We start from the raw sequence: 26,683 nt of genomic DNA on the forward strand, positions 1-26,683 counted from the left end.
GATGCTGATCACCGGTGGACGAGTGCTTGTCGACTCGGGAACCTACCTGGAAGACGGCGCCGTTCTCATCGAGGGCGACTCGATCACTGCTGTCGGGCCACGCAAGGAGGTCGAGGAGCAGACCCGCGCCAACGTACCTCGGTTCACGTTCGACGGTACCGTTCTGCCGGGCCTGATCGACGCGCACGTCCACCTCGCTTTCGACGGCAGTCCTGATCCGGTGTCCACCCTCCAGAACTCGACGGATGAGGTCCTGTTCGAGGACATGCGCCGCCGGGCGGAACAGCTCCTGCACAGCGGTGTCACCACGGTCCGTGACCTCGGTGACCGGGGTGGACTCGCACTCCGTCTGGCTGCGGAGATCAACGATCGTCGTACGCCGGGACCGAGGATCGTGTCTGCGGGCACACCCGCGACCACCGTGGGCGGGCACTGCCACTTCCTCGGCGGCGAGGTTTCCGGTGAAGCCGAGGTCCGCGACCTCGTACGGCGCAACCTCGCAGCGGGAGCTGGTGTCATCAAGGCCATGGTCACCGGCGGCGGTCTGACGAAGGACGGTCCCAAGAGCCACCAGTCCCAGTTCACAGCAGAGGAACTGACCGCCCTGGTGGACGAAGCACACAAGGCAGGTGTTCCCGTCGCGGCCCATGCGCACGGTGCCGACGGCATCACCGCGGCCGTGCAGGCGGGTGTGGACACCATCGAGCACTGCACGTGGATGACGAGCGGAGGCCTCGACTTCCGGCCGGACGTGGTCCAGCAGATCATCGTTCAGGGAATCACCGTCTGCCCGGCAGTAAGCCCTCACTGGGAGATGCTCCCGCGCTTCTTCGGTGAGGAGCGCGCTGCCGCGATGTTCGACCTGGTACGGCGGATGGCCGACGCTGGTGTGCGCCTGGTGGCAGGAACCGACGCGGGCGTGCAGCGCGCGGGCTTCGACGGCTTGGTTCCGGCCCTGTCGTTCTACTCCCACCTGGGCCTGCCGAACGCTTCGATCATCGACATGGCGACGTCCGAAGCGGCTACGGCCCTGGGGCTGGGGTCCACCACAGGGCGGGTCGCTCCCGGCTACCGAGCGGATCTCCTCCTGGTCGACGGCGACCCGCTCACTGATCTCGCCGCTCTGAAGGACATCCGGGCCGTGTTCGCCTCCGGCCTGCGTTACGAGCCGAACGCCACAGCAGAGATGCAAGGGTGACGGCTGCCCGGGGATTCGGCAGTTGCCGTAGCGGGTGGCGATGCCGCGCCCCTGCTTCATGAATCTTCCAGCCCCTGTCTGGCAGGGGCCTGTCCGGCGCGTGTGCGGGCGGCGCGGGGTGCGGGCGGGTGCCGCTATCCTCCTGCTGGTGGGGCGGCATGAGGGGGAGGGCCTACGCGCATGCGTTTCATCTTCGTCCACGGCACCGGTGTGCGACGGGATCGCTATGACCACCTGTCCGGTCTCGTCTCGGCCCGCCTCACCGAGCGGTTTCCCGGCGCCCGGGTCGAGTGTTGCTTCTGGGGCGAGGAGTACGGTGCCACCCTCGGCGCGGGCGGCGCGTCAATCCCCCGGCGCGACCGCGCCCGCGGCGCCGCCGACCTTGATGGCTCCCCGCTGGACGAGGAAGCCGCGGCATGGCTGCTGTTGCTCGCCGATCCGGTGTGCGAGCTGCGCGTCTGGGGAGCGGTTGCGGGAGACATCGCCGACGGCGGCCTGACCATGCCCGGCGTACGGGGGACGGGTGAGCAAGTCGCTGAGCTGCTTGACGAGTTGGCCGCGTGGGCGGAACCGGGCCACCCGGGCGCAGACGGCGACGACCTGCCGGCGCTGCTGGTCGCGACGGGCACGTGTGCCGTCTTCGCGGAAGCGGTAGCCGAGGTCGCCCGGTCCAGGGAGTTCCGTGACGCGTACCTGAAGGCCTCCGACACCGCATCGGGCCGGGACTTGGCCGCCGCCACGGCTCGCGCCGTCGTCGCCGCGTCCCTGCGCGGCGCCGGGGATGCCGCGCTGTGCACCGGCGACGAACGCGACCGCCTCGTGGACCTGGTCGCCGACCGGCTCGGCGGCACGGCCCGGGTCCCCGGCGGCCGGGCCGCGGCCGCGCTCGGCAGGCTCGCGCTGCGCCTGACCGTCCAGCCCGCCCTCAACCATTGGCGAGCCCCGCTCACCACCGGAACTGTTCCGGCGCTCGGCGACATCCTGCGCTACCAGGCGCGCGGCGGCCCGCTCCGCGACCACCTCGCGGACCGTATCGCGCACAGCGCCGACAGCGAGCCGCCTGTGCTAATCGGGCACAGCCTCGGCGGCATCGCCTTGGTCGACCTCTACGCCCTGGCCGCCACCGGTGCGCGCGCACTCCCGGCGCCGCGCCTGCTGGTCACCGTCGGCTCCCAGGCGCCGTTCCTCCACGAACTGGGCGCCCTCACCGGCCTGTTGCCGGGCGATATACTGCCGCCCGGATTCCCGCGCTGGCTCAACGTCTACGACCGCGGCGACCTCCTCGCGTTCCGCGCCGCACCCGTCTTCCCCGACGACCCGCGGGTCACCGACCACGAAGTGCACAGCCGCCAGCCGTTCCCGCTGAGCCACAGCGCGTACTGGAAACTGGATGCGCTGTACGACGCGATAGCGGAACGCCTTGCGGCGGCGCACGGGTGAGGGGCGGCACGGTGGGACAGCTCATCGCCCCGGAGCGGGTGTTCGCGCTGGTAGTGGGCATCGAGCAGTACGACGATATGGGGCAGGGGTGGAGCCTGCCGGGCGCGGCCGACGACGCCGAGCGCTTCGCCGCCTGGCTCACCCGGAGGGCCGAAGTGCCGGAGGACAACATACGTCTGTGGACCACCCGCGCGAGCCGGGAGGCGCAGGCACACCCACGGCTCGGGCGAGCCGGAACGCCGACGGAGGAGCACGTGGAGAACTTCCTCTTCCACGAACTCCCCCAACATGGCGGCGATCTGCTGTGGATCTACTGGGCCGGGCACGGCTTCATCGACGAACGCGGCGAGCTGCTCCTGCCATACGCGAACGCCAAGCCCCGCCTGATGAACCACTTCCACCTGGAGGAGGCCCTCCGCTGGTGGAAGGCGCAGCCCCGCGGGCACGGCTTCGAGCGCCAGATCGTGACGGTGGACGCCTGCCGCGTCAGCAAGACCCGCGGCGTAGGCCTGTCCTTCCGCAGAGTCGGCTACGACGCGGGCGAACCGCTGCCCCGGCGCCGCCAGTTCAGGCTGTACGCCGCGCATGCTGGCGAGACGGCCAAGAACGAGGACGAGCGCCGCGCGGGCCAGTTCACCGAAGTCCTCCTCGCCCGCCTGGCCCGCGCCACCCTGAACGAGAGCGTGCGGGGGCTCGTCGACCTCGCCCATGCCGTCCGCGCCGACTTCGAGGAGTTGCGCGCTGCGGAGCGGGCCTGGCAAGACCCGCAGTTCGTCGTCGACCGTGACTGGCACGACAACTCGATCTTCGGCCACAGCAGTTGGGCCGCCGACGACGGATGCCTCGACCAGGAAGCCTGGAACAGCCTCGGCGTCCTGCTGCGGGACCGCCCCTTACCCGCGCACGCCCACGAGGCGTACCGCTGGGCCTTCGAATTCACCGGCTGCGCCTTCCCCGCCCACCGTGGGCTGCCGGCCGATGACCTCCTGGGTCTCGCCCACGACTTGGACGCCCGCCAGGGCGGTGCCCGGAACCTGCCGCTCGCCCTCCCGTTCGTACGTCATCTCGCCGCGCGCTCCGACGACGCCCCGTGGACACGGGCGGCGGAGGCGTGGGTGGACACGACCCAGAGCCGCCTCGGCGCGGCACCCGTGCCACCGCCCCCGAGCCCCGCTCCGGAACGGCCCGGACTGCATATACGGCTCACCGAAGACCCGGGCTCCGCCGACGCGTACTGGATGCGGGTGTGGGTCTACCGCGAGGGCGCCTTCGAGGCGGTGCGGGAGCCGGAGGGGCCGTTGACCCTCGACGGTGTGCGACGCGCGCTAGCCGAGGAACTGGGCGCGGGCCGGGTGCGGCCGCACGCGCGGATCGAATTCCATGTGCCGTACCGGTTGTTGGGGAAGGAGTTCGAGGCGTGGGAGCTGCCCATCGGCCGAGGCGGCACGGCCGTCGCGCTCGGCTGCCACTACGAGGTCGTGGTGCGCTGCCCCGACGAGCGCGACGGCATTTCCGGGCAGCTGTGGCTCAGCAAATGGGAGTGGTTCAAGGCCAACGGCGGCGGTGACCCCAGGGCAGTCCGCGCGGTGTCGGACGGCGACATCGCGAGGGGACTCGCGGACCTCCAGGCCGCCGCTCACCCGATTTGCCTCCTCGCAGACGTGTCCCAGGATGGTCTGAAGGCGGCCCTGGACGCCGTGCTCGACGGGGGCGTGCCGGTCGCGGTGTGGCCGCGGCCAAGGCCCCAGACGCCGCCGTCCGGCACTCTGGCCAAAGCCCTTGAGGGACGGAACGTCGCCACCCTGCCCACCGAGCTGAGGACCCGGCGCATCCGGGGCCAAGGCCCCTGCCCCCTGGCCCTGATGTGGGACGACCCCGAACGCGTACCGGAGAGGAAGCCGCTGTCATGACGCCCAAGGACTGGTGGATCTACCAAGGCGGGGGCACTGTCGAGGATCGGTACGAGCGCCTGGTCGAGGCCCCGCCCTGGCGGAGGTTCGACCCAGTCTCGCCCATCGAGCGCTCGGCGGCGTGCGACGGGCCGGACTGGCAGGAGACCGAGCGCCGCGGCTCCGGTTACGTGCCCGACCCCGAGGAGGTGGATGCGGTCAACACCGCCCTCTACCTACGCCGCCCCCTCCTCGTCACGGGCAAGCCGGGCACGGGCAAGTCCACGCTCGCGTACAGCATCGCCGCCGACCTCCGCCTCGGCCCCGTCCTGCACTGGCCCGTCACCAGCCGCACGGTGCTGCGCGACGGCCTGTACCACTACGACGCGATCGGTCGGCTCCAGGACGCCAACCTCCGCCACCTCGCGGCCGAGAGCCACGACGAGACGATGCGCTACAGCGTCGACGGCGTCGGCGACCCGTCCATCGGCACCTACCTGCGCCTCGGCCCGCTCGGCACCGCGCTCCTGCCGCGCGAGCGGCCCCGCGTCCTGCTCATGGACGAGCTCGACAAGAGCGATATCGACCTGCCCAGCGATCTTCTCAACGTCTTCGAGGAAGGGGCCTTCGAGATCCCCGAACTCGCCCGCGTCGCCTCTCGCCAGCCCGATGCGGTCATCAGCACGCACGACGACGCGGTCCACGGCGTGACCGTACGGGGTGGTCGCGTGCAGTGCCGTGCCTTTCCCATTGTCGTCCTCACCAGCAACGGCGAGCGCGACTTCCCGCCTCCTTTCCTGCGTCGCTGCGTGCGGCTGCACATGAAGCCGCCCGGAAAAGAGAAGCTCACCCGGATCGTGCTCCAGCGGCTCGGCATCGACATGGACGACAGCGGCGCCTTCCAGGACCTCGTCGAGGAGTTCGTGGCACGGCGCGAGCACGGCGACCTCGCTACCGACCAGCTCCTCAACGCCGTCCAGCTGCGCCTCTCCGGCGCGTGGTCGGCGGAGGGCGACCGCGAGAAGTTCCTGGAGATCGTCATGCAGCGACTCACCGGCCCCTCGGCGATGTGAGAGAGGAGCCCGGCGATGATCGAGGAGCTGTTCGCGGCATTCAGCGAGGCGGACCCCGGGGTCGGCCCCGAGGAACTCGCGGACATCCTGTGGCTGGCGACCCGGGTTCCAGGCCTGCGAGCAGAGACGGCGGGAGCGTCCCTGGCGCCCTCCGCGTCCGGCGCATCCGGCGCATCCGGCGCATCCGGCGCATCCGGCGAACGAGAAGGCCTGTCGCCACAGCCCCCGGACGCCGCCGAGCCGGACCCGGAGCGGCCGGAGCACGAGCTGTACTACAGCGCGGCCTCCGAAGCAGCAGCAGGTGCCCTGCCAGGGGCCGAGCGCGGAGATGCGGTTCTCGTAAGGCGTGCCACGGCCCTGGACGACCCCCTCGCCCTGATGCGTTCCCTGCGTCCCCTCGGCCGGCGCGCAGACGACCTGGCCGACCGCACCGAACTCGACGAGGAACGCACGGTTACCGCCAGCGCCGAACAGTGCATGACGGTCCCCGTCCTCAGGCCGCCACGCGGCCACTGGCTCGACCTCGCCCTGGTCGTCGATGCTCATCACTCGATGCTGCTCTGGCACGACCTTGTGGAGGAGCTGATCAGCGCCCTCGAACGGACCGGCGGCTTCCGTGACGTACGAGTGTGGCGCCTCAACGGCACGGACGGCGCAACGCCCCTGGTCGTGACGCCACGCACGTCCAACGGCGAACCCCGCAGCCCGTACGAGGTCGCTGACCCCTCCGGGCGGCGCCTTGTCCTGGTCGTCACCGACACGATCGGGGCGGGCTGGGGCGGCCGGGACGTCGAGAACGCGCTGAGGCAATGGTCGGCGCACGGCCCAGTCGCGATCCTGAACCTGCTGCCGAGGAGGCTGTGGGACAGGACCGCGCTGACTCCCGAGGGGCTGCTGCTGCGCACGGCGGAGCCGGCGGCCCCGAATGCTATGTGGAGCGCGGCGCCTGGGCGGGCGGGCGCGGCGCGACGCCGCAGGGCCAGTGCCAACAGCGGAGCTGCTACCCCGAGCTGGACGCGGGACCGGATCCCCGTACCGGTCATTGAGGCGTCCCCCGAGGGGCTAGGGGTGCTCGCCTCGCTGGTGTTGGGGAGCGGGCGGTGGACGCGCGTGCCTTGTGTGACGGTGGGGCGGGCGAAGACGCTCATGGGTTCTGGGGCTTCCGGGGTGACGGTGCCCGTGACGCGGCCGTCCGGGGGCCCGCTGCCGGTCATCCGGCGCTTCCAGGAGCGCGCCTCGCCTCTCGCCCAGGAACTGGCGGGCTACCTCTCAGCCGTCCATCCGCTGACGCTGCCGGTGATGACGCTGGTACGCCGCGTCATGCTCCCAGGCACGGAACACGGCCACCTCGCGGAGGTCGCGCTCGGTGGCCTCCTTGAGCCGTGGGTACCGGGCGAGGCACGTACGTTCGACTCCGCGCGCTTCGAGTTCCGGTTCCGGGCGGGGGTGCGCGAGGCGCTTCTCGGTGGGCAACTGCGCCGTGACGTCGCCGAAGTCGAGGATCTCGTACGCCGGGAGGTGGGCGCGTACGTCGCGCGGCGGGCCGTCGAAGGCGGCGGGGACTTCCCGGCGCTACGGACGCGGGCCAGCGGCGCGGGGCAGGGGGAACGCAGGATCCGGCCGGACGCGGCGCCGTTCGCTGAGTCAGGGGGCGCCGTCTCTGGCGCGGAACCCGCATATGTCGAGCGGGACTTCGACGTGGAACTGCGCGAGATGGTGGCGCGCTCCGCGGCAGGGGAGCACCTGTTCGTGACACTGGTGGGGCGTCCGCTGTGCGGGAAGACGCGGTCGGCTCGTGAGGCGCTGCGGGGGCTGCCGGAGGGGTGGGAGTTCTGGGAGCCCCATCCCGACGAACTTCAAATCCTTGCCGTCCAAGGCGTGTTGGGACCACGGGCTGCGGTGCTGCTCGACGGTCTGCATCGGTTCCCGGGCTACGAGCACGTTCTCTACGGCGACGGGAGAAGGCCGCGGCTCGTTGTCGCTACCGTCGAGCCGGAGAACTGGTCGGGCGAGCTGCCGCGTGAGGTCCAGGCCGACGTAGAGGCTGTGCAGGTCAGTTCCGTCTTCAGCGAGCGAGAGCTGGCGCGGCTCGACGACGCCGCGCGGTGGGACCCCCGTCTCGCTGCGGCACGGTCTCAGGCGGGCGAAGACCGCAACATCCCGTACTACCTGACGGTCGCCCCCGCAGCCCTGAAGCGCTACCACCAGGCTCCCCCGACAGCGCGAGCACTGATCAATGTGGCCCTTGACGCGGTGCGACTCGGGTACTGGGTAACGCTGCCCGGAGCGCTACTGGCCGACGCGGTACCACGGTACACGGAGGTGGCCGACGGCAACTGGCTCGACGAAGCACTGGAGTTCGGCACGACGCCGATCCAGTCGGGCACGTCCAACGCGCCACTGCTGTGGCAAGAAGACGACCTGAGCCTGTACCAACTCAACCGCACCCTCGTTCCGGTCCTTGTGCCGGAACGCCAGGGCAACCCCCCTGACTTCCTGCAGCAGGCCCTCGAACGTCTCGATGTCCACCGGATGAGGAAGCACCGGCCGACCCGTTCGGTGATGCGGTATCTGGTGCGGGTCCGCGCAGGGCAACACGGGCAGCACATTCTGAGCACCGGGTACCTGGCCGGTCCAGGAACAGTGCTGGCCCATGGCGGTCGCGTCAGCCTCTCGTCCGCCGTCCCGCCCTTGAGCGTCGCGTGGTCGCCACCCTGGTCCTTGGGCACGGGCAGGGTGTCTGGTGAGCAGTACGTGACGGAACTGATGCCGCGAGGGGAATGGAGCCAACTCGCACTGACGGTCGACCTGCAACTGCACACGGAAACTGGCGCGGACGATGCTGTCTACGGGCACCTCGTGAGGGAAATCCAAGCCGGTGGCGCGTACACGGTGGTTCAGGTGGACCGCCCAAGCCACCCGCTGGAGGTCTTCCCTGTGACGGCGACGGATCCAGGCCCGGGTGCACCTGTGTTCACGACCGCCGATCCGAATCGCAGTCTCTACGGCGTTCGGCAAGGCGCGTTGGTGCTCGATGGTGACGGCGGACTGGTGGGCGTGGTGACCACGGAAGGCGATACGACCGTCGTGGCCGCCGGAGTCACCGGCCTTCCGGACCTGCCGTATTCGCCCCCGGCACAGCCCGACCCCGAGCCTCTGGTGCCGGGCCTCACTGACACCCCGCCGTTCCTCGTCCGTCTGGAACCGGGCGACCGCGAGTCCCTCCTGGCTCTCGGCCTGGAACGTACCTATGCACCCCGCAGCACCCTGTACCGACAGGGCGAGCCCGCCACCTACGTGGTCCTCATCCTCTCCGGCTGGACCAAGGTCACGGCCGCAGCCGAGAGAAAGAACGGCTACGAGGCGATCCTCGCGCTGCGCGGCCCCGGAGACATCCTCGGGGAGATGTCGGCCCTGGACGGGCGTGCCCCCACGGCGACAGTGACCGTTCTGGACGGAGAGGTCAGAGCTGTCGTGGTGGAGTCCGGACGCTTCCGCCAGTTCCTCGACGTGTCCACCCACGCCGCCCGCCAGCTGACCGCCCTGGCCACTGACCGACTGCGGAGCGCCGACCAACGCCGTGTGAATTTTGGCGCGTTGAACGCGCGCCAGCGCATGGCCGTGCTGCTGCTCGAACTCGCGCGCACACACGGCAGCCGCTCGGCAGCTGGCATCGAACTCACTGTGCCGCTGACCCTTCAGGAACTGGCTGGAGCCAGCGACGTCACCCGCGAGTCGGTGACGCGGGCGCTCCGCGAGTTCGGCCGTCTTGAGGTCATCAGCCGGGATGGGAGCAACCTCACGATTCTGCGGCCCGACCTACTGCGCCGCATGGCGGACGCGGAGGATCCCTAGGCCAATGCTAGTCGTTGGCGTCGGGATCCGTCTTCTTGTCCAGCTCGGTCGCGAGGTCATTCAGAATCGAGAGGACGTCGGCCGGCAGGCCCTCGGGGCCGATCCCGCGGGCTCGGACTCGGCCCACCTTCCCCTGCTTCGCCGCCGACATCAGGCGAAGCCCTTCGTAGACCTGCCGGGCGACAGCGTCGTCCGGTTCGAAGTACATACGAGCGACGCCGAAGAACTGGGCGAGACCTTCCAGGACAACCGGCGCGGGGGCTTCGTCGGCCCCCGTTCGAAGGGCCTCGACTTTCGCGGCCGTAGTGACCAACGAGCCCGCGTAAGCGTTCACCGCCTCCGCGATCTCTTCGTCCCCCGGTGCGGTCCCCGCCGGGTACGAGCGCTCTAGGAGGAGAGTGATCTTCTCGGCGAGTGTCCGCGGAGGCTCCTCAGCCTCAGCGACCGCAGCAGACTCGTCATCTCCGCCTTCTCCGAATGACCGCTCCTGCGCGCGCCTCAGCTCGTCCTCGGTCACGCCGTAAGCTTCCGCCAGGGCAGGGATGTACTTCTCCTTGAGGCGTCGGATCCCTTGTTCCGCCCCGGCCACCGGACCGTCGCTCTTGGTGCCGATGATCGCTTTCGTCTCGTACCGGTAGAGGCCGGCGTCGCACCGGAGGTCGGTGAGATCGGGCAAGCCGTCACGGGGGAACAGCTCGTCCAACGGCTGATCAAGCACCTTGGCGAGGGCGGGCAGCTTCTCTTGATCCGGCACGCTTGCGCCCGACTCCCACCCCGCGACCGTAGAGTCCGCCGCGCCGAGGGCGGATCCCACGGCGGACTGCGGGACCTCGGCGGCTCGACGTACCGCGCGCACACGGACTCTATCGAAGCGTCGAGCTGGCATCAGACCTCGTTTTTTGGGTGAACCGGAGAAACCCCGGACTGTTGACTTTCCGCAGGAACCACGATAGCTTCAGTTTAGCGAAAAACGAGAGGGTTCGCACCCCTCTCTGCCTTCGCTTACCTGTTGGCTCCCCCGGGGACCGGCCCGGTAGAGAGGAGAAGCCGCGCGCGACTCGCGCGTGTTCCTTCCCCTCAAAACGCCATCGGCGTCCGAGAGTTCGCACCTCTCGGACGCCAGACAGCTCGTGATCCGCTGCCCCTGAGGGGCGCAAGATCACTCGCACAGCCGCTCTGTGTCCTTTCGCACGGCACGACGGAGCGGCGTACCACATAGAGGAGTGTCGCATGTCCCCTACTGCGGACTGCAACCCAAAGCCAGAGATCGCTTCCGAACCGGCTGAGCGGCTGGCTGCACAGCTGACATCCATGCTGCCCGGTGCCGCCGTCGTACAGGTTCGCCTCCAGGGCCCTCGGACCCTGTGGCCGCACCTAGGGCTAACCGCCGTGAACGAACGTGGGCACGCCCTTCGGGTGCCCCGAGCGAAGGCGCTCACCATCGCGCGATGGATCATCCGCTCGTTCCCGCAGGCCGGTTGGGCAGCCTCAGGCGGCCACGCCTTCGATCTGCGAACGGCTCAGCTGCGCGGGCTGGAAGCGTGATGTCGGCCGTGGCACCGGCGAACGCAGGCCCGCCCTCCATCGGGCCCATCGAATTGCAGGGGCTCGCCGCCATGGTGAACCTGCTGGCTCAGGCCGGCGGCCTCGATGCACTGCTGAGCAACAGGCCGTCAGAGCCTCGCGATAGGCGTCTGCACATCGGATACAGCGAAGCGGCCGAACGGCTGAACATACCGGAGAAGTGGCTGCGTGAGCGCATCTCAGCGCTGCCCCATCGAAAGTTCGGAAAGTTCGTGCAGTTCACGGAGGAAGACCTCCGCGCTATTTCCGACATGCATTTCGTCAACCCGGGCACAGTGTCCGAAAAGGACGGCGAGTCGGCGTTGATGTCGCTTCAGCCCTCTAAGCGCTCACGCAAGCGCTTCTGATCTCCTCTTGCGCTCGTGCGCGTACAGCGCGCGGCGCCGTGAACACCATGAGATGCAAATGAGCACTGACATATACAGTCTCATCGAGGCTGCACATCAGGGGAATTGGTCGCCTCTCATAGAAGAGTCGAAGAGAGCCCCCGGAAAGCACTGGGCGGAAGACGCTAGGTGTTCCAACCAAGAAATCGACATCTTCGTTCCCCTCGGGGACGGCCCCCGCGAAGATCCCGACCTTGTGAAGCACAGGCTGGGCACAGACCTCAACCGGCCGCGCAATCTCTGCGCATCGTGCCCGCTGGCTGTGGCTGCCCGGTGCCTAATCGAATCACTGAAGGATGACGACGAATACGGCATTCGAGCTGGCCTGCTGGCTTCGGAGCGTTCCGCACTGCGCGCCGCGTGGCAGCAGCGGGCTAACGAAGACGCCGTCCAAGCTGCCCTCCAGGGATCTACTGCGGCGTTGAGTAAGTGCGAGCGGGACGCGGTGATTGCTCGATTCGCGACAGACCCGTCATTGGAACCTGCCGCTGTCGCCCGGGGACTCGGAGTTACGCACGAGTATCTGTTGAAACTCGCGCGACGCCACCGGAAGAAGTCCCAATCCAAGCCGGCCACATCCTTGCCTGCTGGCAGCGCTGACGCAGCCTGACACGCCTCCGCAAGGAAACGATTATTCCCGCAAGGCAAGCCTTGCGATTACGGGAGTTCTCCCCACATGTCTCAGAACAACCCCGCCACTTCGGCGTGCGCAAATCTCAGTGCGGCGATCCGTGAAATAGCCCCCACGGCAGTCCTTGTCCGCATGCATCCAGAGCGCCGGTCTGTTACCCATCTCTTCGAATCGGACTTCTACCGCATGCTTATCGACCGGCGAACCGAAGAAAGAGTGGCACACATGATCAGGCGCAATTTCGGTGATTCCGCCGATTGGCGCCGCGCCCATGATTTCTACCTCCCGACCGGAACGTTGTACCTCACTCCCGAACCGCATCAGACCGGGTACATCCCCGAAGATGATCACTCTTTTGGCCTTGCCCTCGTCCGTCGCATAGCGATGGATGGGACTTGCTGATGAGCGACCTAGCGACCGAACTCGTTTGGTCACAGTCCAAGTCATGCAGGGGCTCGCGTCTGGTCATGCTCGCGCTGGCCCGCGAGGCCGACGATAAGGGCAGGGCCACCCTGACCCTGGAGGAGATATCCGCCCTCACCCAACTGACTGCTCGCTCGATAACGAAGTGCCTCGGGGAGTTGACGACGCTCGGCGAAATCAGCCGCGAGCGCGGCGGGGGCGCCTCGAACCCCAACAGCTACTCAATACTCCTGTTTAACGAGGGCGCTGAGAGAGCAGCTGGTTCAGAGACAGAACTTCCAACTCCGCCCCCCGAAGCATCGCAAGAGGGAACGAGGTTCCACGAAGTTCCTGCCCACAACTCCCCCTCAATGATGGCAAGTGGGAAGTCTCCACACCGAGAGTGGGAAGTCCCTTCCTCGCGCGCGCGTGGTGGTAATACTCCCTACGGGAGTATTACCACCACCAAAAAGCAAGCTAGCTTGCCTGGGCCGAGCAGGAACCACCACCAAGCAGCTCATCAGGAATCGGTCAAGGTCCCTGAAGGCGCCAAGGACCTGGTTACAGCCATCACTAATGCCGGAATGCTCGTCGGCTGGCGGCTGACCGAATCGGAATGGGATCGGGTAACAGCTCTCGCGGCCCAATGGGGGAATGAACGGCTGGTCGACATGATCGCGCGGCGATGGAATGCCAGCCGACCCCCACAGTCGGCCCGCTACCTGCTTCGAATCTGGGCAGACCTCCCATCGCACGCCTCCGCAGCGGCGTCCCAAGGCAACGTCGTTCCCCTGCGTCGGCAGCCGGGAGGATGGGCGCCCTTTCAGAACACAGCCGAACCCAGTGCTTACCAGAACGGATTTTGATCATGGCAGAGCCGGAACCCGCAGGTAACGCCCGGTCAATGCGCCGCCTGGAACAAATACTGGCCGCGAAAGGAATTCAGGTCGTGCCCGACAGCCCCGCCGACGATTCGCCGGAAGAAAATCCAGGGGACCGCGAATGGCATCGCCGTGCTCGCGCCGAGTACGCGCTGAACCGGTGGCGGACCGCGACCCCTCCCCGGTTCAGCGACGCTGAAGCGACGATGCCGGAGGTCACCGCGTGGGCTGATCGCGCTCTCACGGATAACACTGGCGCTGGCGCTCTCCTCCTCACCGGCCTCACGGGCACGGGCAAGACCCACCAAGCCTACGGAGCCCTGCGGCGGATCGCGGCCGGCGGGCCGGACCGGTTCGAGCTGATCGCCGTCAACTCAGCAGACATGTACGGCAACCTGCGCCCCTCACAGGTCATGGGTGCGGCGGAACGGGAGCTGCGGAAGCTCAGCGAGGTGCAGTACCTGCTGCTCGATGACCTCGGTACGGCCAAAACCTCGGAGTGGACCGAGGAGGTGACGTATCGGCTCATCAACTACAGGTACAACCACTGCTTGCCGACGATCATCACGTCCAATTTGCCAGCCCGCGACGACAACGGGCCGGACCTGACCGACTTCGTCGGGGCTCGGGTGGCGAGCCGCCTGGCCGAGATGGTGACCAGCCTCGTGCCGATGATCGGACCCGACCGGCGGCGTGGCGGGAGGGCAGCCTGATGCCCGTCCGTCTTCGCGGGGCGTCCCGAGAGGCCGCAGACCTGTCCACAGCCTGCATATACGTCGGGCCCCGCAGCCGATTCGCGAACCCTTTCAAGGCCGGAGACCGCGCTCCTTCTCCCCTCGGCCCGCCGATGGACGCGGCAGAGGCCGTGGACCTTTTCGCCGCCACACTCCGCGGCCCGGTAGGCCGCTGCTACGCCGCCCGGTTCGCCCGAGCCCTGCGCGGTCGCGACCTGATGTGCACCTGTCCCCTCGCCGCGCCGTGCCACGCCGACGTTCTCCTCCGCCTCGCCAACGAATCCGGCGACGGCGACGTGATCCGCACCTGCAACTCCCTGGAAGGCCCCCAATGAGTCACCCGATCATGCTCGCTGCGGCCAAGCACCTCACGACCGCCGAGGAGCGGCGCACGGCCGCGCGGGAGAACGCCTTCCGCACCTGGGGTCCGCGGTCCGTCGCAGCAGCCTCGAAGTACGCGCACCACCTCCTGGGCGACGGGGCGGTCACTCTCGAGTGGGAGGTCCTGGGTCTCCTCTCCTTCGAAGAACACCTGCAAGCCTTCGCCTCACTCGACACCGTCGGGGGCCAGCACCTGGAGCTGTACTACACCGCCCAGGGAGGCACGGAGCGCATCCTGCTGCGAGTGTCGTGCGTGAGCTGCCCGAGTCAGCATGTGCACGAGGTGACGTCGCTGGAGCAGCTCGGGCAGCTGCTGTCCCAGACCCCGGCCTGGCAGTCCATCGACCCGCGCGACGGAGGCAATCTCTGATGTCTCGCGCGCACATAGAGGCGACGGCGACCCAGCCGCAGGAGATCTACAGCCTTCGCGGTATGACGGCCTGGGACCGTTCCGCGATCATCCTGCTCGGCGCGGCCGGCTTCGCGTTCTCCTACGACGCATTGCGGCAGATCGCCATCGCGATCCACGCCCGGGAGACCCTGAGCTACCTGTTTCCGGTGTTCATCGACGGGTTCATTGCGTACGGCGTCCGAGCAATCGTGCTCCTTCGACACCAGCGCTTCGGCGCTCGTCTTTACGCCTGGTTTCTCTTCCTCGCGGCCACCGGAGCGAGTCTCGGCGCCAACGCCCTTCATGCCATCACGCTGAATCACGGTCCGCAGGTCGGACGGTCCGCGCTGCACCTCACGGACAGCGTCGTCGGGGTGCTGTCGACACTCGCGCCGCTGGCGCTGGCGGGCTCCGTGCACCTCTACATCCTGATGGCGCGGACCGCCGAAATGTCGGTCCGGGACGGCGCAGACAGCGGTCCGGGACCGGTCCGCCGAGATGTCCCGCCGCTCGGCAGCATCACGGCCCAGCCAGAACCTCGTCCGCTGGAGGCAACGGCATCGGCTGAAACGCGAAGTGTCGCGGCTCGTCCGTCCGCAGTGGGCAGTTCTGCTGGGACCGGCGTCGACCTGCGGAAACACGAGGATGCACAGAATGCGGAACCTCGTACGGACGAGTCGAGTACAGGTTCGTCCGCGCGTGCGGACGGCACCGGTGCGGAGCCGGACCAGGCGGACGGACCGCCCGTCGCCCTCGCGGACCACGGGGCTGCCACGGCGCCCCCGACGGCGGCCGAGCCCTCCGTCCCGGCGACGGTCCGCACCCGTGCGGACGGCGAAAAGTCCCCCGTCCCGGACGGCGCCGAGTTCCCGCAGGACCGGGAGGCCGACAACGAATGGCTTGAGGATCTGCTGCCGATCGCACGGGCCGCTTCCGAGAAGGCGGGGCGGATCAGTCGTGACGTCGTGAAAGAGGCCGTCCGCGCACACCAGCCGATCAGCAACGACCGCTTGGGCGTACTGCTGGCCCGGCTGAAGGAAGAGGACGAGGCCGCGAAGGCACCCGCCGCTGCCTCCAGCGCCCTCTGGTGATCTCATCTCGTAGGTGCCCCACAGCCTCCGCGGATTCACCCCGTAGAGGCCGTGGATGGTCCGCTTGATCAGGAAGGAAAGACCATGTGGCGACACCGACAAGGCCCAGCGGAGGACGCCGCCCGACCCGATGCCGTGCAAGCGGGCTCCGCACTCGCGCTCCACCTCCAGAACGGTGGCGAACTTGCACCGGTCCAGGTGGACGACCTCCCTCTTGCGGACGGAAAGATCGCCCTTGCGGACGTAACGTGCTCGGTCGCCCGGTTCTACGGAACCGACATCGTTGACCCGCGATCGGCCGGCTACTTCGAGGACCACCCAACCTTCGGCCGTCGCTGGGTGCCCAACCGCCGGCTCGACGCCCGGCGTCGTCAAGAGGCGGAGGCTGCCGCTGAGCCGCAGTGGCGCGATCACGCCTTGGCGCGGGTGGTCCTGACCTCCATCGGAGTACGGCTCAAGCCATCCGGTTCATCGACCTGGTTGCCGTTCGACCACGCCCTCCTGTCCGGGGTCACGACGGGACAGCCCGAAGTCGTGCTCTCGTACACCGTGTGTGCGCCGCTGCTCCTCACCGGCCCGGCCGCGCCTTGGCTCGGCGTCGCGATCGAGCACCTGCGCCGCACGACCTTCTAACCCCGCAACGTGCACGTTCCGTGCCACGCGTGCATGACTAACACCGAGTTCGGGGCGACCACGGCCTAGTGCTGCACCCACCACGTTCCCGCCGCCCCGCCCACGGTGGTGACTAGGGCGACGAGCCATCCGGGGATGCGCTGAACAGTCAAGTGCACCCCGCCAACGCGGAGTTCGAACGCAGGGCGGGTCTCGGTCTTGGGCTTCATGGCTACCTCTCGTGGGACGTGACGAGTGCATTGCAGACCCGTGCAGAGACAGCCGCAACAGTCACTAGTCACTGATCAGTGACCCCGCACACGTTTTTCATAAGCTCCAGTGACTAATTCTCGGCCAGTGTCACTGTTTTGAACATATTCAAGGGAGTGACCCATACCGTGGAGGCCCCCATACCCCTGCACCGTCCCCGGGTGCCCCGGGCTGGCGAGCGGGGGAGGCTACCCGAAGCATGAGCGCGAGGCACGGCAGCTGCGCGAATTTCGAGCTGGGGACGCGCTGTTGCGTTGGTGCTCGCACCGGCCGGGCATGAGTGTCCTCCGTGGCCTTGCTATTGGGATGCGCTGATGGAACATTCCACCCGACGAAGGTGGCGGCGGGCCAGGCGGCGCACCCTGGCGCGTCCTGGCGAATTCCTCTCTACCAGCTCAACAGTGGTTACTGGTGAGTAAAGAAGCCGCACTGAACTGCTCAACACTCTTCCCCTTGCTGCGCTCATCCCTGCTCGGAAGTGACCCCCATTCCCCGGCCGAGACAGACCGCGGGAACGTGAAATCTCCTAGAGACGACCAGACCGCCCGAAACAGCCTCCCCATCACAGAAGTCGGAACCTAATTCCTAGATTTAGGTTCCGACTTTTCTCTGATTCGAGTTGTCCGCGAACCCCTGCGAAGATTCAGGCACGGCCAACATCACTGCGACTTCTGGCCGATGGAGATTCGTTTATCGATCTCCCTTAACCGAGCGAGGAGTTGATGACCTTGATATGAGTAGCGGCCACTGGAACTCGACCGTCGCGCACTATGCCGCAGGTTGAGCGTTGACACGGAATTCGGCGCTAAACGCGAAACACGTCCGAACTCTCCCGTAAATCAGAAGCGTGGCAGACCGGGACCCCAAGGCTCCTGTCTGGTCCTCGAATTCTCCGGCAGTCGCCGGTAAAGCCCGCAGGAGGAGTCCCCCTCTTCCTGTGAAGGGGTGGCGCGACCCCCAGCCCCCACGGGGCCGCGCCACCCGATCTCTCGAAACCCATGCACCAAGGTTGTGGTTCCCGCATGCCTCGATCCACCCGTTTCATACATATATCTACCGCAATAGGGATAGTCGGTTCTCTGGCCGTCCTGTCGACCGGTTGCTCCAGCTCGGCCAACGGCCCGTCCAAGACCCCGACCGCACAGCCGTACTCCGTCTCGGCGGGCATCACCGAGACGACCTCGGTGAGCGCGGAAAGCCCCGCGCCACCGCCAAGTACCGCCATGCCGAAGGATGTTGAGCAGACAGCACGGGCCTTCACCACGGCTTACGCCGAGCACGACGCCCGCGACGGCAAGGACAGCTCGTACGCCGATGCCGGTGCTCGGGCGGCCCGGCTCGCAGCAGGTGAACTGGTGGGCATCCTTGGCCAGAAGCGGCCGAGTCAGGACGTCGCGTGGGCCGCGCTGCGGGCCGAGAAGGCCCGCCAGACAGTCGAGATCACCTCGGCTGTGGTCCCCGACGGTGCACCGGCTGTGACGGCGTCCTCCGCCCTCGTTCGAGTGGGTTACACCCTCACGACGACCCCGAAGTCCGGGCACACGCACCGCAGCAGCGAACAGCTCGCTCTCCGTCTGGAGCACACCTCCAAGGGCTGGCGCGTCACCGCCTTGCCCTGGGCGTGACGGGGCCGCGATGAACAAGGGCACACAAGCTGGTCTGGCACTGCTCACGGCCGGGGTCATCTCGGGTGTCGCCCTGCTGACCACGTTCGGCGGGGCCGACAGCGCCTCCGCACAGGAGACCGGGGCGGGCGGCGGCATTACGACGGACGCGCCCGTTCCTGGCCGGGTCCGCGAATTCATCAACAAGCACGCGGGCGAGTGTCCGCAGGTCACGGCCTCGCTCCTGGCGGCTCAGCTCTACACCGAGAGCAAGTTCGACTCCGACGCGAAGTCGCGTGTCGGCGCCCTCGGTATCGCTCAGTTCATGCCGGCGACCTGGGCCCAGCACGGCAAGGACGGTGACGGGGACGGAGTCAAGGACATCCGGAACCCGGCCGACGCCATCGCCGCACAGGCCGCGTACGACTGCACTTTGGCCAGAGAGGTCAAGAACGTGCCGGGTGACTCGACGGACAACATGCTCGCCGCGTACAACGCGGGCGGCCCCGCAGTGATCAAGTTCGGCGGCGTCCCCCCGTACCCGGAGACCCGCGACTACGTGCGGAACATCCGTGCGCTGGCCTCGAAATGGGCGGACGCCATCCGCCCGGACGCTCCCGCCGGCAAGGGGGCGGCTCGTGCGATCTCCGCCGCGAAGACGGCCCTGGGCACCTGGTACCGGTGGGGCGGCAGCTGCGTCAGCCCATACACGGGTGCAGGCGGCTGCGACTGCTCGTCGCTCACCAAGATGGCCTGGGCCGCGGCGGGCGTAAACCTCCCCCGGGTCACGTACGACCAGGTCCACGCCGGGACCGCCGTCAAGAGCGTCTCCCAACTCGCCCCAGGTGACCTGCTGTTCAGCGTCCCCGGAAGCGCCGGGCCTGAGCACGTCGGCATGTACGTCGGCAATGGCCAGGTTATTGATGCCCCGCACACCGGGGCCAAGGTCCGGATCAAATCTCTCACTTACTGGAAACCGCAGATTATCGCGATGCGGCACGTCGGCTAACCACTTCGGAATCCCGTGTCCCATGTCGCTTTCAGTGAACTCCCACACATGGAGCTCGCCTGACATCCAGCCAGTCCCCCAGTCATCGCCGGTCGATGAGGGCGCAGCTGCGCGGCTGGATCAGGCGCCGTTTCCGTACGCCCGAAGCAACCCAATCAAATATCCTTGGAAGGTAGGAATTACATGAATCTGCGTACCCCTGCGCGTCTGACCACTTCAGGCCTGCTGGCCCTGTCTGTGGTCGCTGGCGTGACAGCGACCACCACCTCACCGGCCAGCGCGGTGGTCAGTACTGTCGGCACGAAGGCTTGCACCGAGTGGGCGCGTTTGAATACCACCGTCTCTGCCACTGTGAAGTTGCGCAGCGGGCCGGGGACCAAGTACGTCGCGATGAGGCAGCTCGCCAAGAACACGAAAGTCTACTGGTCCTGCACCCGCGGATCGTCCGGCAGCGGGAAGTCGTGGGGTCATGTGCTGGTGAAGTCAGGCGCGAACAAGGGCAAGACGGGCTGGGTGGCCCGACGTTACATCAACACACCGATGCAACTCTCCTGACTAGAGCATTCGCCGCCACCAGGAAACCCGACCCCGTTCGATATCCAAAGCATTAGGGGCACCAATATGCACAACTTCCTTTCTGCCGCTGCCGAACCTTCCTTGCACTCGACCCTCGCGGCGGGGGCCGACGTCGTGTCCGGCGTAAAACCGGACTGGGGACCCTTCGGGAAGCTCGGCAACACGGCGAAGGTGATCTTGGGTGTCATCGCCGCCGTCGTCCTCGTCGTCGGCGCTGGCGCATTCCTCGCGGGCGTCGGCAAGTCCAAGGGCTGGTTCGGTGAAGGCCACTCCACCATGGACAGCTCGCGCGGCAAGGGCATGATGGTCGGTGGCCTGACCTGTGTCTTCCTCGTGGCCTCTTTCGGCACCATCTTCGCCATCACGTACGGCATGGGTGTGTGACCCATGGCTTCCCGATCTCGAAGGAGGAACGATTCCTCCAGGAAGGCGGCCGAGGCACGCAAGCCCTCGGCGAAGCTCTGGGGTATAGCCGTCGGTGGGGCAGCGGTGGTCACCGCGGCCGGGGTGATCGTCAGCCTGGCCACGGGCAACCCGCCCGCCCCCGCGCCCACAGCGTCAGCACCCGTCCACTCGGCACCGCAGGCGAACGGAGAGGGCGTGCGTGTGGTGCACGGCGTCCCCGTGGGCTACCCCCACACGCAGGCCGGCGCGAAGGCGGCGGCGGCCAACTACACCACAGTGAGCGGTAGTTCTGCCTTCCTCACGGGCAAGGGCGCCCGACACCGCGCCGTGTCGGTCATGGCGGCCAAGGGCACCGCGGGCACGTCGACGAAGAAGGCTGACCACGCTGCCCGTCAAGCGGTCAGCGCACTCCGGGGCGACAATGCCAAGGTCTCCGCGAAGAAGACCATCGCCCGTACCGGCGTCCTGTCGGCTCACATCCTGGGCTTCGACGCTCATGGGGCGATGGTCCGGCTGTGGACGACGACGGTTCGCGGTAGCGCGGCCAGGCACGCGACACCAAGGGTGGGTTTCCAGTCGGTGACGGTCACGCTCACCTGGGAGTCCAACGACTGGAAGCTGAAGGCCAGTTCGACCACGAACGGGCTGGTCGCGCCGATCGACGCGCGGCAGTCGTCCAACGTCACGAGCGACTTCTCCGACTACGTACCGGCCGCTGCAGAAGACCCCGTCCTAAGCGGTTGGGCTGGTCAGGACGGATTCCCAGCACCGTACGGACGCAACGAGCGCGGCGCCCGTGCCGCCGCTGTCAGCGCCACCATGCTCTACGGCGATCCGAGGTTCTTCACCGATGAGGAGTGGCGGCACCGGATGCTGACGGCCACCGCAGCGCCGAGCGTGCTGCACTCGGTCACGTCAGACGCGGACTCGACGGCCCGCCTGGTCATGGAGAACCGCGGGGTCGGTGCCGACGGCAAGACCGCCGAAGGCAGCCAACTGATCACACGGACGGCGGCGCTCGCCACCCGCTCGATCTCGTACTCCGACCAGGCCGCAAGCATCGAGGTCTGGACCGCGTCTGTGGGCGGTGTCGCCGGAAAGGACGAGACACAGCGGCCGCAGGTCGCCTTCCTCCGGATGACCGTGGACCTGGTCTGGGAGGACGGCACCTGGAAGGCGACGGCCGTTACGCCGTCCGAACCGCTCGTGCCGTCGCCGCCGGCCATGCAGGAGGCGGACCCGGCCGACAGCTTCGCGGACGTGGGGGGTGCCAGCAATGCGCCTGCGACTGCGTGACGATGCCCCTGGGCTGCTGACCGTCGAACGGGGTACGCCGAGCCGCTGGCGGTGCCGTATTCAGACGGTGGCCATGGTCAACGTGATCACCGGGTTTCTGTTCGTGCCCTCTGCGGTCGCCAATCCGTTCTGCTACATCCCGATGGTGTGCGAGGCGAAGGCGGCGATCGACTTCGTATCGGATCCGCTGGGCTTCCTGCTCCAGAAGCTCACCGAGGCCAACATCTGGTTCCTGCGCAAGATGCTGGAGCTGATCCAGAACACGACGAAGATCGATCTCACGTCGGCTGGCTTCCTGAAGCAGTACGCGATCATTTTCGCGGCCTCCAGCCTGCTCACCGTGGCCCTGTGGCTGATCGCCGTGGCCAAGAGGGCGGTCCGCGGGGTCGCCGTGGCCACCGCGGTCTCCGAGGCGATCGGCTTCCTGCTCCTCCAGTTCGTAGTCAACGCGATGACTCCGGGTGCAATTGCCTTGCTGGTGAAGGCCATTGACGAGGTCACGGCCGTTTTCGAGCCTTACGCGACCGCGAACTTCAAGCCGTTCCTGGAGAACATCCTCAGGACGATGGCAGCAAACCCCGTGGCGGGTGTGGGTCAGCTGCTGGTCGTCAACCTCATCATGATGTTCGGCGCTCTGCTGATGTGGATCGAGCTGCTGATCCGCAGCGCGGCCATCTACGTGGCCGTCGCGCTCGGTCCCGTCGTGAACGCCGGGCTCGTCGACCGCGATCTGTGGAACAAGAGCAAGAAGTGGTTCGGCGCCATCTTCGCGATCGGTCTGAGCAAACCTGTGCTCTTCGCCCTCCTCGGCCTCGGCGGCGCGGTCCTCAGCGACACCTCGGGCAGCATGTCCGACGCGGTCTCCAAGACGCTGGTCGGTGCGCTGATCCTCCTGCTCGCCGTCTTCGCGAGCGCCACCCTCTACAAGTGGGTGCCCGCCTTCGGCGACGAGATGGCCCAGCTCCACCACGACAGGAAGAGCGCCCAATCCTCTGGCCCGGCCGCCGCGATCGACGGTCCCGGCCAGCACGCCAACCGTGCGATCGGGGCGCGTGTGCAGGACTCCTTGGTCGGCGGCAGCTCGAAGACGGCTGGCAGCAAGGCGGCGGGCGCCGCAATGGGCGGCGGAACGGCCGTGGCCGGGCCGGTCGCCGCCGGGGCAACCGTGGCCAAGGCCGGGGTCGACATGGTGAAGAACAAGGCCACGAGTTCTCCCGGTATGCAGGGCACCGACGCCGCCAACGGGGGCAGGCCCGAACAGCCCGAAGGCCAGCAGGGCAGCGACGACCACGCCGGTACCTCTGGTGCCCCGACCGCAGCTCGCCCCGGGGGAGCGACCTCCGACCCGGTCGTCAGCCCCCCTCCGGACTGGTCCTCGGCCGGCAGCCACGCAGCGTCCGGCCGTCCACCGGGAGCCAGCGGTGGCCCGAGTACGGCACAGCCGCCCTCGCCACCGGCTCCCGGCCCGGCGGCCTCCTCCCCGACGCCGCCTGCCTCCCCCTCCCCCTCCTCTGCATCAGGAACCACCTCGGGCTCCGGGCCCTCGGTCACGCCCCCGCCCCCGTCGCGGCCGTCGGGCGGGCAGGCACCCGGACGTCCGAACCCCAGCAAGGATCGGTGACCCATGTCGACTCGTACGTATCAGTTCGGAAAGCACCGCCCCACGGGGCTGGTGGGCCGCCGCGACCTCGGCGAACAGGTCGTTCTCGGTGGCGGTGCGGTCACCGGCATCCTGCTCGGCTACCTGTTCAACGGCGTGACGGCCATCGGCGCAGCCTGCCTCGTGCTGCCGATTCTGCTCGCCCTGGTCATCGTGTACGCCCCCTACCGGCCGAAGGGCACGTCCCAGCGGCGCACGCTCTACCGCTGGTGGCGGATCAACCGGTATCACCGCAAGGCGCTCCGCCGTACAGGCGGCGTGTGGGTGTCCCCGGCCTTCGAGGCCGGCGTGGGACGCGACGGCACCCCGCCGGACGCAGCCCACGCGGAGCCGGAGGGCATCACCGGCATGACGTGGGTGCCGGTCACGATCCGTGGGCAGAAGGCCGTCGTGGTCCTCCAGCCGGAGGCCGGGTGCGTCACGGCCACCCTGGAGATCGCCTCTCCCGGCCTCGGTGGCAAGGAAGTCGGTGAACAGGTCGTCGCCCTGGAGCGCTGGGGCGAACTCCTCGACGCCTTCGGCAACGTCGAGGAACACCCGGTAAAGAGGGTTCAGGTCCTCGCCCGGCAGATGAAGTCCGACCCCTACGCGCACCAGCGGTTCATCGCGCAGCGCGACGAGTCGGCGGCGACGGCCGACGCGCCGCAGTGGCTGAAGGACTCGTACGACATCCTGGCCAACGCCGTATCCACGTCCGCGGAGGAACACCGCTACTACATCACCATCCACGCGAGGTTCACCCGCGACCTGGCAGCCGAAGGCGCGGCCCGAGGCACCGGTGACGAAGGGGTCGCTGCCGCCATGGCCGCCTACCTGGAAGAGCTGTGGTCCCGCGCGGAGGACGCCGACCTCTCCGTGATCGCGCCTCTGGACGAGGGCCGGATGACCGCGTTCATCCGCAACTCCTACGACCCGGACCACGCCATCTGGGACACCGACCTCCCGCAGGCGCACGCCTTCCCGCGCAACGTCGACGTTCGCAACGGGGCTTTCGTCGCCACCCGGGCCGCAGGCTCCACCCACAGCTGGTTCCACGCCACGGCCGCCGTCGTCGGGTGGCCCACCACGCCCGTGGGCCCCGACTTCCTGTCGCCCCTGCTGATCGGGATGCCCGACGTGATCCGCACCATCTCGATCACGCAGCAGCTTGAGCCGAACGACAAGGCCGTGGAACGGATGCTCGCGGAGGACACAAACAACCAGGCGGAGATGGACCGCGACCGTAAACGCGGCAAGAACATCGACCCGCGCGACCGGATCGCGGCGGACGCCACCGGATCACGGGGCATGGCCCTGGCCTCCTCCGGCGCGGCCGGCTCCGCCGTCGTCGGCTACATCACCATCTCCGCCCGCAGCACCGAGGAGTTGGAGCGCACGAAACGGACGACCGCCTCCCGAGCCCGTAACGCACACCTCCGGATCGAATGGCTCGACCTCGAACACGCAAGGGCCTTCGCCACGACTCTCCCCCTCGCCGGAGGCATCAAGTGACTGACCTGCTCGACCTCGCCCCGCTGTCCCCGATGTACGAGACGGTACGCCGCCCGCTCTACACGGAGACGACCACCAGCCAGGCCCTGTACCTGCCCATCGCGCCGCCGACCCTCGGCACCGCGGGCGCGATCATCGGCCGGGAGCTGTATTCGGGGAAGGCGTTCATCTACTGCCCATTCTCGGCGTTCGGCGACGGTCTGCCCGGCGGGAACATGATCGTGATGGGCGACACCGGGCGGGGGAAGTCGGCGCTCACCAAGACCTACACCGCACGACAGATCCGCCTCGGCCGTCAGGTGGTCGTGCTCGACACCAAGGAACAGAAGGAGCGGGAAGAGGGCGAGTGGGCCGCGCTCGGTCGCTCGCTGACCGGGAAGGCCCCCGTGAAGTTCGCCCCAGGGGGCGGTCGCGGTGCCTCCTGCATCAACCCGATGGACCCCGCCATCGCGGGCAAGCGGCAGATCGAGCTGGTTCGGACGATCGTAGAACTCGGCCTCGGGAAGTCTCTGGACGAGTTCGCTGGCTCCGCACTGCGCATCGCGATCCGCCGGGCCCATCAGCGGGCGGGCAGCCTCAGCCGCACGCCGGTCCTGGCGGACGTCGCCGCCGCGCTCCGGTCCCCCGAGGAGTCCGATGCCACGGCCAAGCAACGGACACGGGACGAACTCCTCGGTGACGGCCTGGAAGCGTCGTACGTGCTGGATCGGCTCTGCGGAAGCGAGCAGGACGCGACCGGCGACCTCACCGGCATGCTCGACGGACCGACCAGCCTCGGCGTAGACCTCGACGCCGACATGATCGTCTTCGACCTGACGAAGGTCCCGTCCGGCGGCGTCGCCATGACCATCCTCGTCGCCGTCATCAGCGTGTTCCTCGAAGAGGTGTGGCTGCGTCCGCTGTGCGAGTGCGAGAGGGAACCGGGACAGCACGAACGCGTCGTGGTCGACGCGAACTCCGGAGCTTGGGAACTGGGGCCGAGCCTGGAATCGGGCTGCCGCCGCTACACCCAGCGCAAGCGCATCCTCGTCTGCGAGGAGGCGTGGCACATTCTCGGAACTCCCCAACTCGCTTCACTCTTGGAGAAGTTCCTCAAATTCGCTCGTGGCTACGGACTGTCCTGCATTTTCATCGTCCACCACCTGTCGGACATCGATGACAGCCCGGAGACCCAAGCGGCGCTGAAGATGGCGGACACCATCGTCATCTACTCGCAGAAGAAGTCCGAGGCGGAAGCGACGGTGTCCCGGCTGGGACTGCCGTCCTGGACGGCGGAGCACATCATGCGCCTGCGCCGCGGGATCGCTCTGTGGAAGGTCGGGGAGGTCATCTATCCCGGCGTTCAACACCTCCTGGTCGAGGCCGAGCAGCACCTGTGTTTCTCCTCCGGCTCGATGACCGACCTGGCCAGCACATCCCCGGACACCGAATGACCAGGTACCGCCACCTCTCCGCCGCCGACCCCTTCCACGCAGATTCGGAGCGCGCCCCCTCCATGACCATCGCCACCGACGTGACCACGTTCCCGGCCGACGAGCACTCGGTACGGCAGGGCATCGATCAGCTGCACGCCGAAGTTCTCGAACTCGCTCACCGTACAAAGGCGCTGGCCACCGTGCTGGACCACGGCGACTACTCAGCCACCGGGGGCCGCGTCCTTACGGCCGTCGCCCACATCTGGCGAGCCGCCGAGGACCTGCACAGCGCCTTCCACACTGCACCGCCGCGCTGTGCCGGGCCCGACGTGTCCCTCTCCCGGCTCTGCGGCCGGCGGATGCGCTACCTCGCGGCCCGCGTCGCACGGAGGGCCGAGTAGTGGACGTC

At 68.1% G+C, this 26,683-nt stretch carries 23 protein-coding genes; 22 read left to right on the forward strand and 1 reads right to left on the reverse strand.

Features of this window, described 5'->3' with window-relative positions; genetic code table 11:
• Position 1 precedes the first annotated feature (1 nt).
• The 5 genes from ACZ4UU_RS40865 (at position 2) to ACZ4UU_RS40885 (ending at position 9,455) form a co-directional block, all read left to right on the forward strand.
• Complete coding sequence (locus tag ACZ4UU_RS40865; protein ID WP_471908506.1) at positions 2 to 1,198, forward strand: amidohydrolase family protein; 1,197 nt, start codon at positions 2 to 4, stop codon at positions 1,196 to 1,198.
• Between the two features lie 180 nt (positions 1,199 to 1,378).
• Positions 1,379 to 2,638, forward strand: coding sequence for a hypothetical protein (locus ACZ4UU_RS40870; RefSeq protein ID WP_471908507.1), 1,260 nt, complete (start codon positions 1,379 to 1,381; stop codon positions 2,636 to 2,638).
• A gap of 11 nt (positions 2,639 to 2,649) precedes the next feature.
• Positions 2,650 to 4,548, forward strand: coding sequence for a VMAP-C domain-containing protein (locus ACZ4UU_RS40875; RefSeq protein ID WP_471908508.1), 1,899 nt, complete (start codon positions 2,650 to 2,652; stop codon positions 4,546 to 4,548).
• The gene (locus tag ACZ4UU_RS40880) at positions 4,545 to 5,600 is read left to right on the forward strand and encodes an AAA family ATPase (RefSeq protein WP_471908509.1); all 1,056 of its coding nucleotides are present in this window, start codon (positions 4,545 to 4,547) and stop codon (positions 5,598 to 5,600) included. The genes ACZ4UU_RS40875 and ACZ4UU_RS40880 overlap by 4 nt, the downstream gene beginning before the upstream one ends.
• Before the next feature lie 15 nt (positions 5,601 to 5,615).
• Positions 5,616 to 9,455 carry an SAV_2336 N-terminal domain-related protein gene (locus ACZ4UU_RS40885; RefSeq protein ID WP_471908510.1) on the forward strand — a complete coding sequence of 1,280 codons (3,840 nt, stop codon included), beginning with the start codon at positions 5,616 to 5,618 and terminating at the stop codon, positions 9,453 to 9,455.
• A gap of 7 nt (positions 9,456 to 9,462) precedes the next feature.
• Here ACZ4UU_RS40885 and ACZ4UU_RS40890 read toward each other — a convergent pair whose 3' ends face one another.
• A complete protein-coding gene (locus ACZ4UU_RS40890; RefSeq protein WP_471908511.1) occupies positions 9,463 to 10,341 on the reverse strand; it encodes a helix-turn-helix domain-containing protein in 879 nt (292 codons plus the stop codon).
• 658 nt (positions 10,342 to 10,999) lie between these two features.
• On the opposite strand from ACZ4UU_RS40890, the gene ACZ4UU_RS40895 reads away from it, so the two are divergent.
• The 17 genes from ACZ4UU_RS40895 to ACZ4UU_RS40975 all read left to right on the forward strand — a co-directional run bounded on the left by ACZ4UU_RS40895 (position 11,000) and on the right by ACZ4UU_RS40975 (position 26,675).
• Positions 11,000 to 11,386: a helix-turn-helix domain-containing protein gene (locus ACZ4UU_RS40895; RefSeq protein ID WP_471908512.1), complete on the forward strand. Its 387-nt coding sequence runs from the start codon at positions 11,000 to 11,002 to the stop codon at positions 11,384 to 11,386.
• Between the two features lie 58 nt (positions 11,387 to 11,444).
• Positions 11,445 to 12,035 (forward strand): WhiB family transcriptional regulator, encoded by a 591-nt coding sequence (locus tag ACZ4UU_RS40900; protein WP_471908513.1) that lies wholly within the window; start codon positions 11,445 to 11,447, stop codon positions 12,033 to 12,035.
• Positions 12,036 to 12,101: 66 nt separating this feature from the next.
• The gene (locus ACZ4UU_RS40905; RefSeq protein ID WP_471908514.1) at positions 12,102 to 12,458 is read left to right on the forward strand and encodes a hypothetical protein; all 357 of its coding nucleotides are present in this window, start codon (positions 12,102 to 12,104) and stop codon (positions 12,456 to 12,458) included.
• A gap of 868 nt (positions 12,459 to 13,326) precedes the next feature.
• Positions 13,327 to 14,052: an ATP-binding protein gene (locus ACZ4UU_RS40910; RefSeq protein WP_471908515.1), complete on the forward strand. Its 726-nt coding sequence runs from the start codon at positions 13,327 to 13,329 to the stop codon at positions 14,050 to 14,052.
• Positions 14,052 to 14,408 carry a DUF4326 domain-containing protein gene (locus ACZ4UU_RS40915; RefSeq protein ID WP_471908516.1) on the forward strand — a complete coding sequence of 119 codons (357 nt, stop codon included), beginning with the start codon at positions 14,052 to 14,054 and terminating at the stop codon, positions 14,406 to 14,408. Before ACZ4UU_RS40910 ends, ACZ4UU_RS40915 begins: the two co-directional genes overlap by 1 nt.
• Entirely contained in the window at positions 14,405 to 14,824 is a 420-nt protein-coding gene (locus ACZ4UU_RS40920; RefSeq protein WP_471908517.1) for a DUF6195 family protein, read from the forward strand. The genes ACZ4UU_RS40915 and ACZ4UU_RS40920 overlap by 4 nt, the downstream gene beginning before the upstream one ends.
• Complete coding sequence (locus tag ACZ4UU_RS40925) at positions 14,824 to 15,936, forward strand: DUF2637 domain-containing protein (RefSeq protein WP_471908518.1); 1,113 nt, start codon at positions 14,824 to 14,826, stop codon at positions 15,934 to 15,936. The genes ACZ4UU_RS40920 and ACZ4UU_RS40925 overlap by 1 nt, the downstream gene beginning before the upstream one ends.
• A 51-nt stretch (positions 15,937 to 15,987) precedes the next feature.
• On the forward strand, positions 15,988 to 16,569 hold the full coding sequence (locus tag ACZ4UU_RS40930; protein WP_471908519.1) for a hypothetical protein: 582 nt from the start codon (positions 15,988 to 15,990) through the stop codon (positions 16,567 to 16,569).
• 1,472 nt (positions 16,570 to 18,041) lie between these two features.
• Positions 18,042 to 18,443: a hypothetical protein gene (locus ACZ4UU_RS40935; protein ID WP_471908520.1), complete on the forward strand. Its 402-nt coding sequence runs from the start codon at positions 18,042 to 18,044 to the stop codon at positions 18,441 to 18,443.
• Positions 18,444 to 18,453: 10 nt separating this feature from the next.
• Positions 18,454 to 19,431 (forward strand): C40 family peptidase, encoded by a 978-nt coding sequence (locus ACZ4UU_RS40940; protein WP_471908521.1) that lies wholly within the window; start codon positions 18,454 to 18,456, stop codon positions 19,429 to 19,431.
• A 183-nt stretch (positions 19,432 to 19,614) separates the two neighbouring features.
• Positions 19,615 to 19,986, forward strand: coding sequence for an SH3 domain-containing protein (locus tag ACZ4UU_RS40945; RefSeq protein WP_471908522.1), 372 nt, complete (start codon positions 19,615 to 19,617; stop codon positions 19,984 to 19,986).
• A gap of 66 nt (positions 19,987 to 20,052) precedes the next feature.
• The gene (locus ACZ4UU_RS40950) at positions 20,053 to 20,391 is read left to right on the forward strand and encodes a hypothetical protein (protein ID WP_471908523.1); all 339 of its coding nucleotides are present in this window, start codon (positions 20,053 to 20,055) and stop codon (positions 20,389 to 20,391) included.
• Between the two features lie 3 nt (positions 20,392 to 20,394).
• Entirely contained in the window at positions 20,395 to 21,708 is a 1,314-nt protein-coding gene (locus ACZ4UU_RS40955) for a DUF8175 domain-containg protein (protein ID WP_471908524.1), read from the forward strand.
• The gene (locus ACZ4UU_RS40960; RefSeq protein ID WP_471908525.1) at positions 21,689 to 23,329 is read left to right on the forward strand and encodes a hypothetical protein; all 1,641 of its coding nucleotides are present in this window, start codon (positions 21,689 to 21,691) and stop codon (positions 23,327 to 23,329) included. The genes ACZ4UU_RS40955 and ACZ4UU_RS40960 overlap by 20 nt, the downstream gene beginning before the upstream one ends.
• A 3-nt stretch (positions 23,330 to 23,332) precedes the next feature.
• On the forward strand, positions 23,333 to 24,859 hold the full coding sequence (locus tag ACZ4UU_RS40965; RefSeq protein ID WP_471908526.1) for an SCO6880 family protein: 1,527 nt from the start codon (positions 23,333 to 23,335) through the stop codon (positions 24,857 to 24,859).
• A complete protein-coding gene (locus ACZ4UU_RS40970; protein WP_471908527.1) occupies positions 24,856 to 26,292 on the forward strand; it encodes an ATP/GTP-binding protein in 1,437 nt (478 codons plus the stop codon). Before ACZ4UU_RS40965 ends, ACZ4UU_RS40970 begins: the two co-directional genes overlap by 4 nt.
• Entirely contained in the window at positions 26,289 to 26,675 is a 387-nt protein-coding gene (locus tag ACZ4UU_RS40975) for a DUF6238 family protein (RefSeq protein WP_471908528.1), read from the forward strand. The genes ACZ4UU_RS40970 and ACZ4UU_RS40975 overlap by 4 nt, the downstream gene beginning before the upstream one ends.
• The last annotated feature ends 8 nt before the right edge of the window (positions 26,676 to 26,683 follow it).

The organism is Streptomyces sp. NPDC028907 (genome assembly GCF_055564995.1).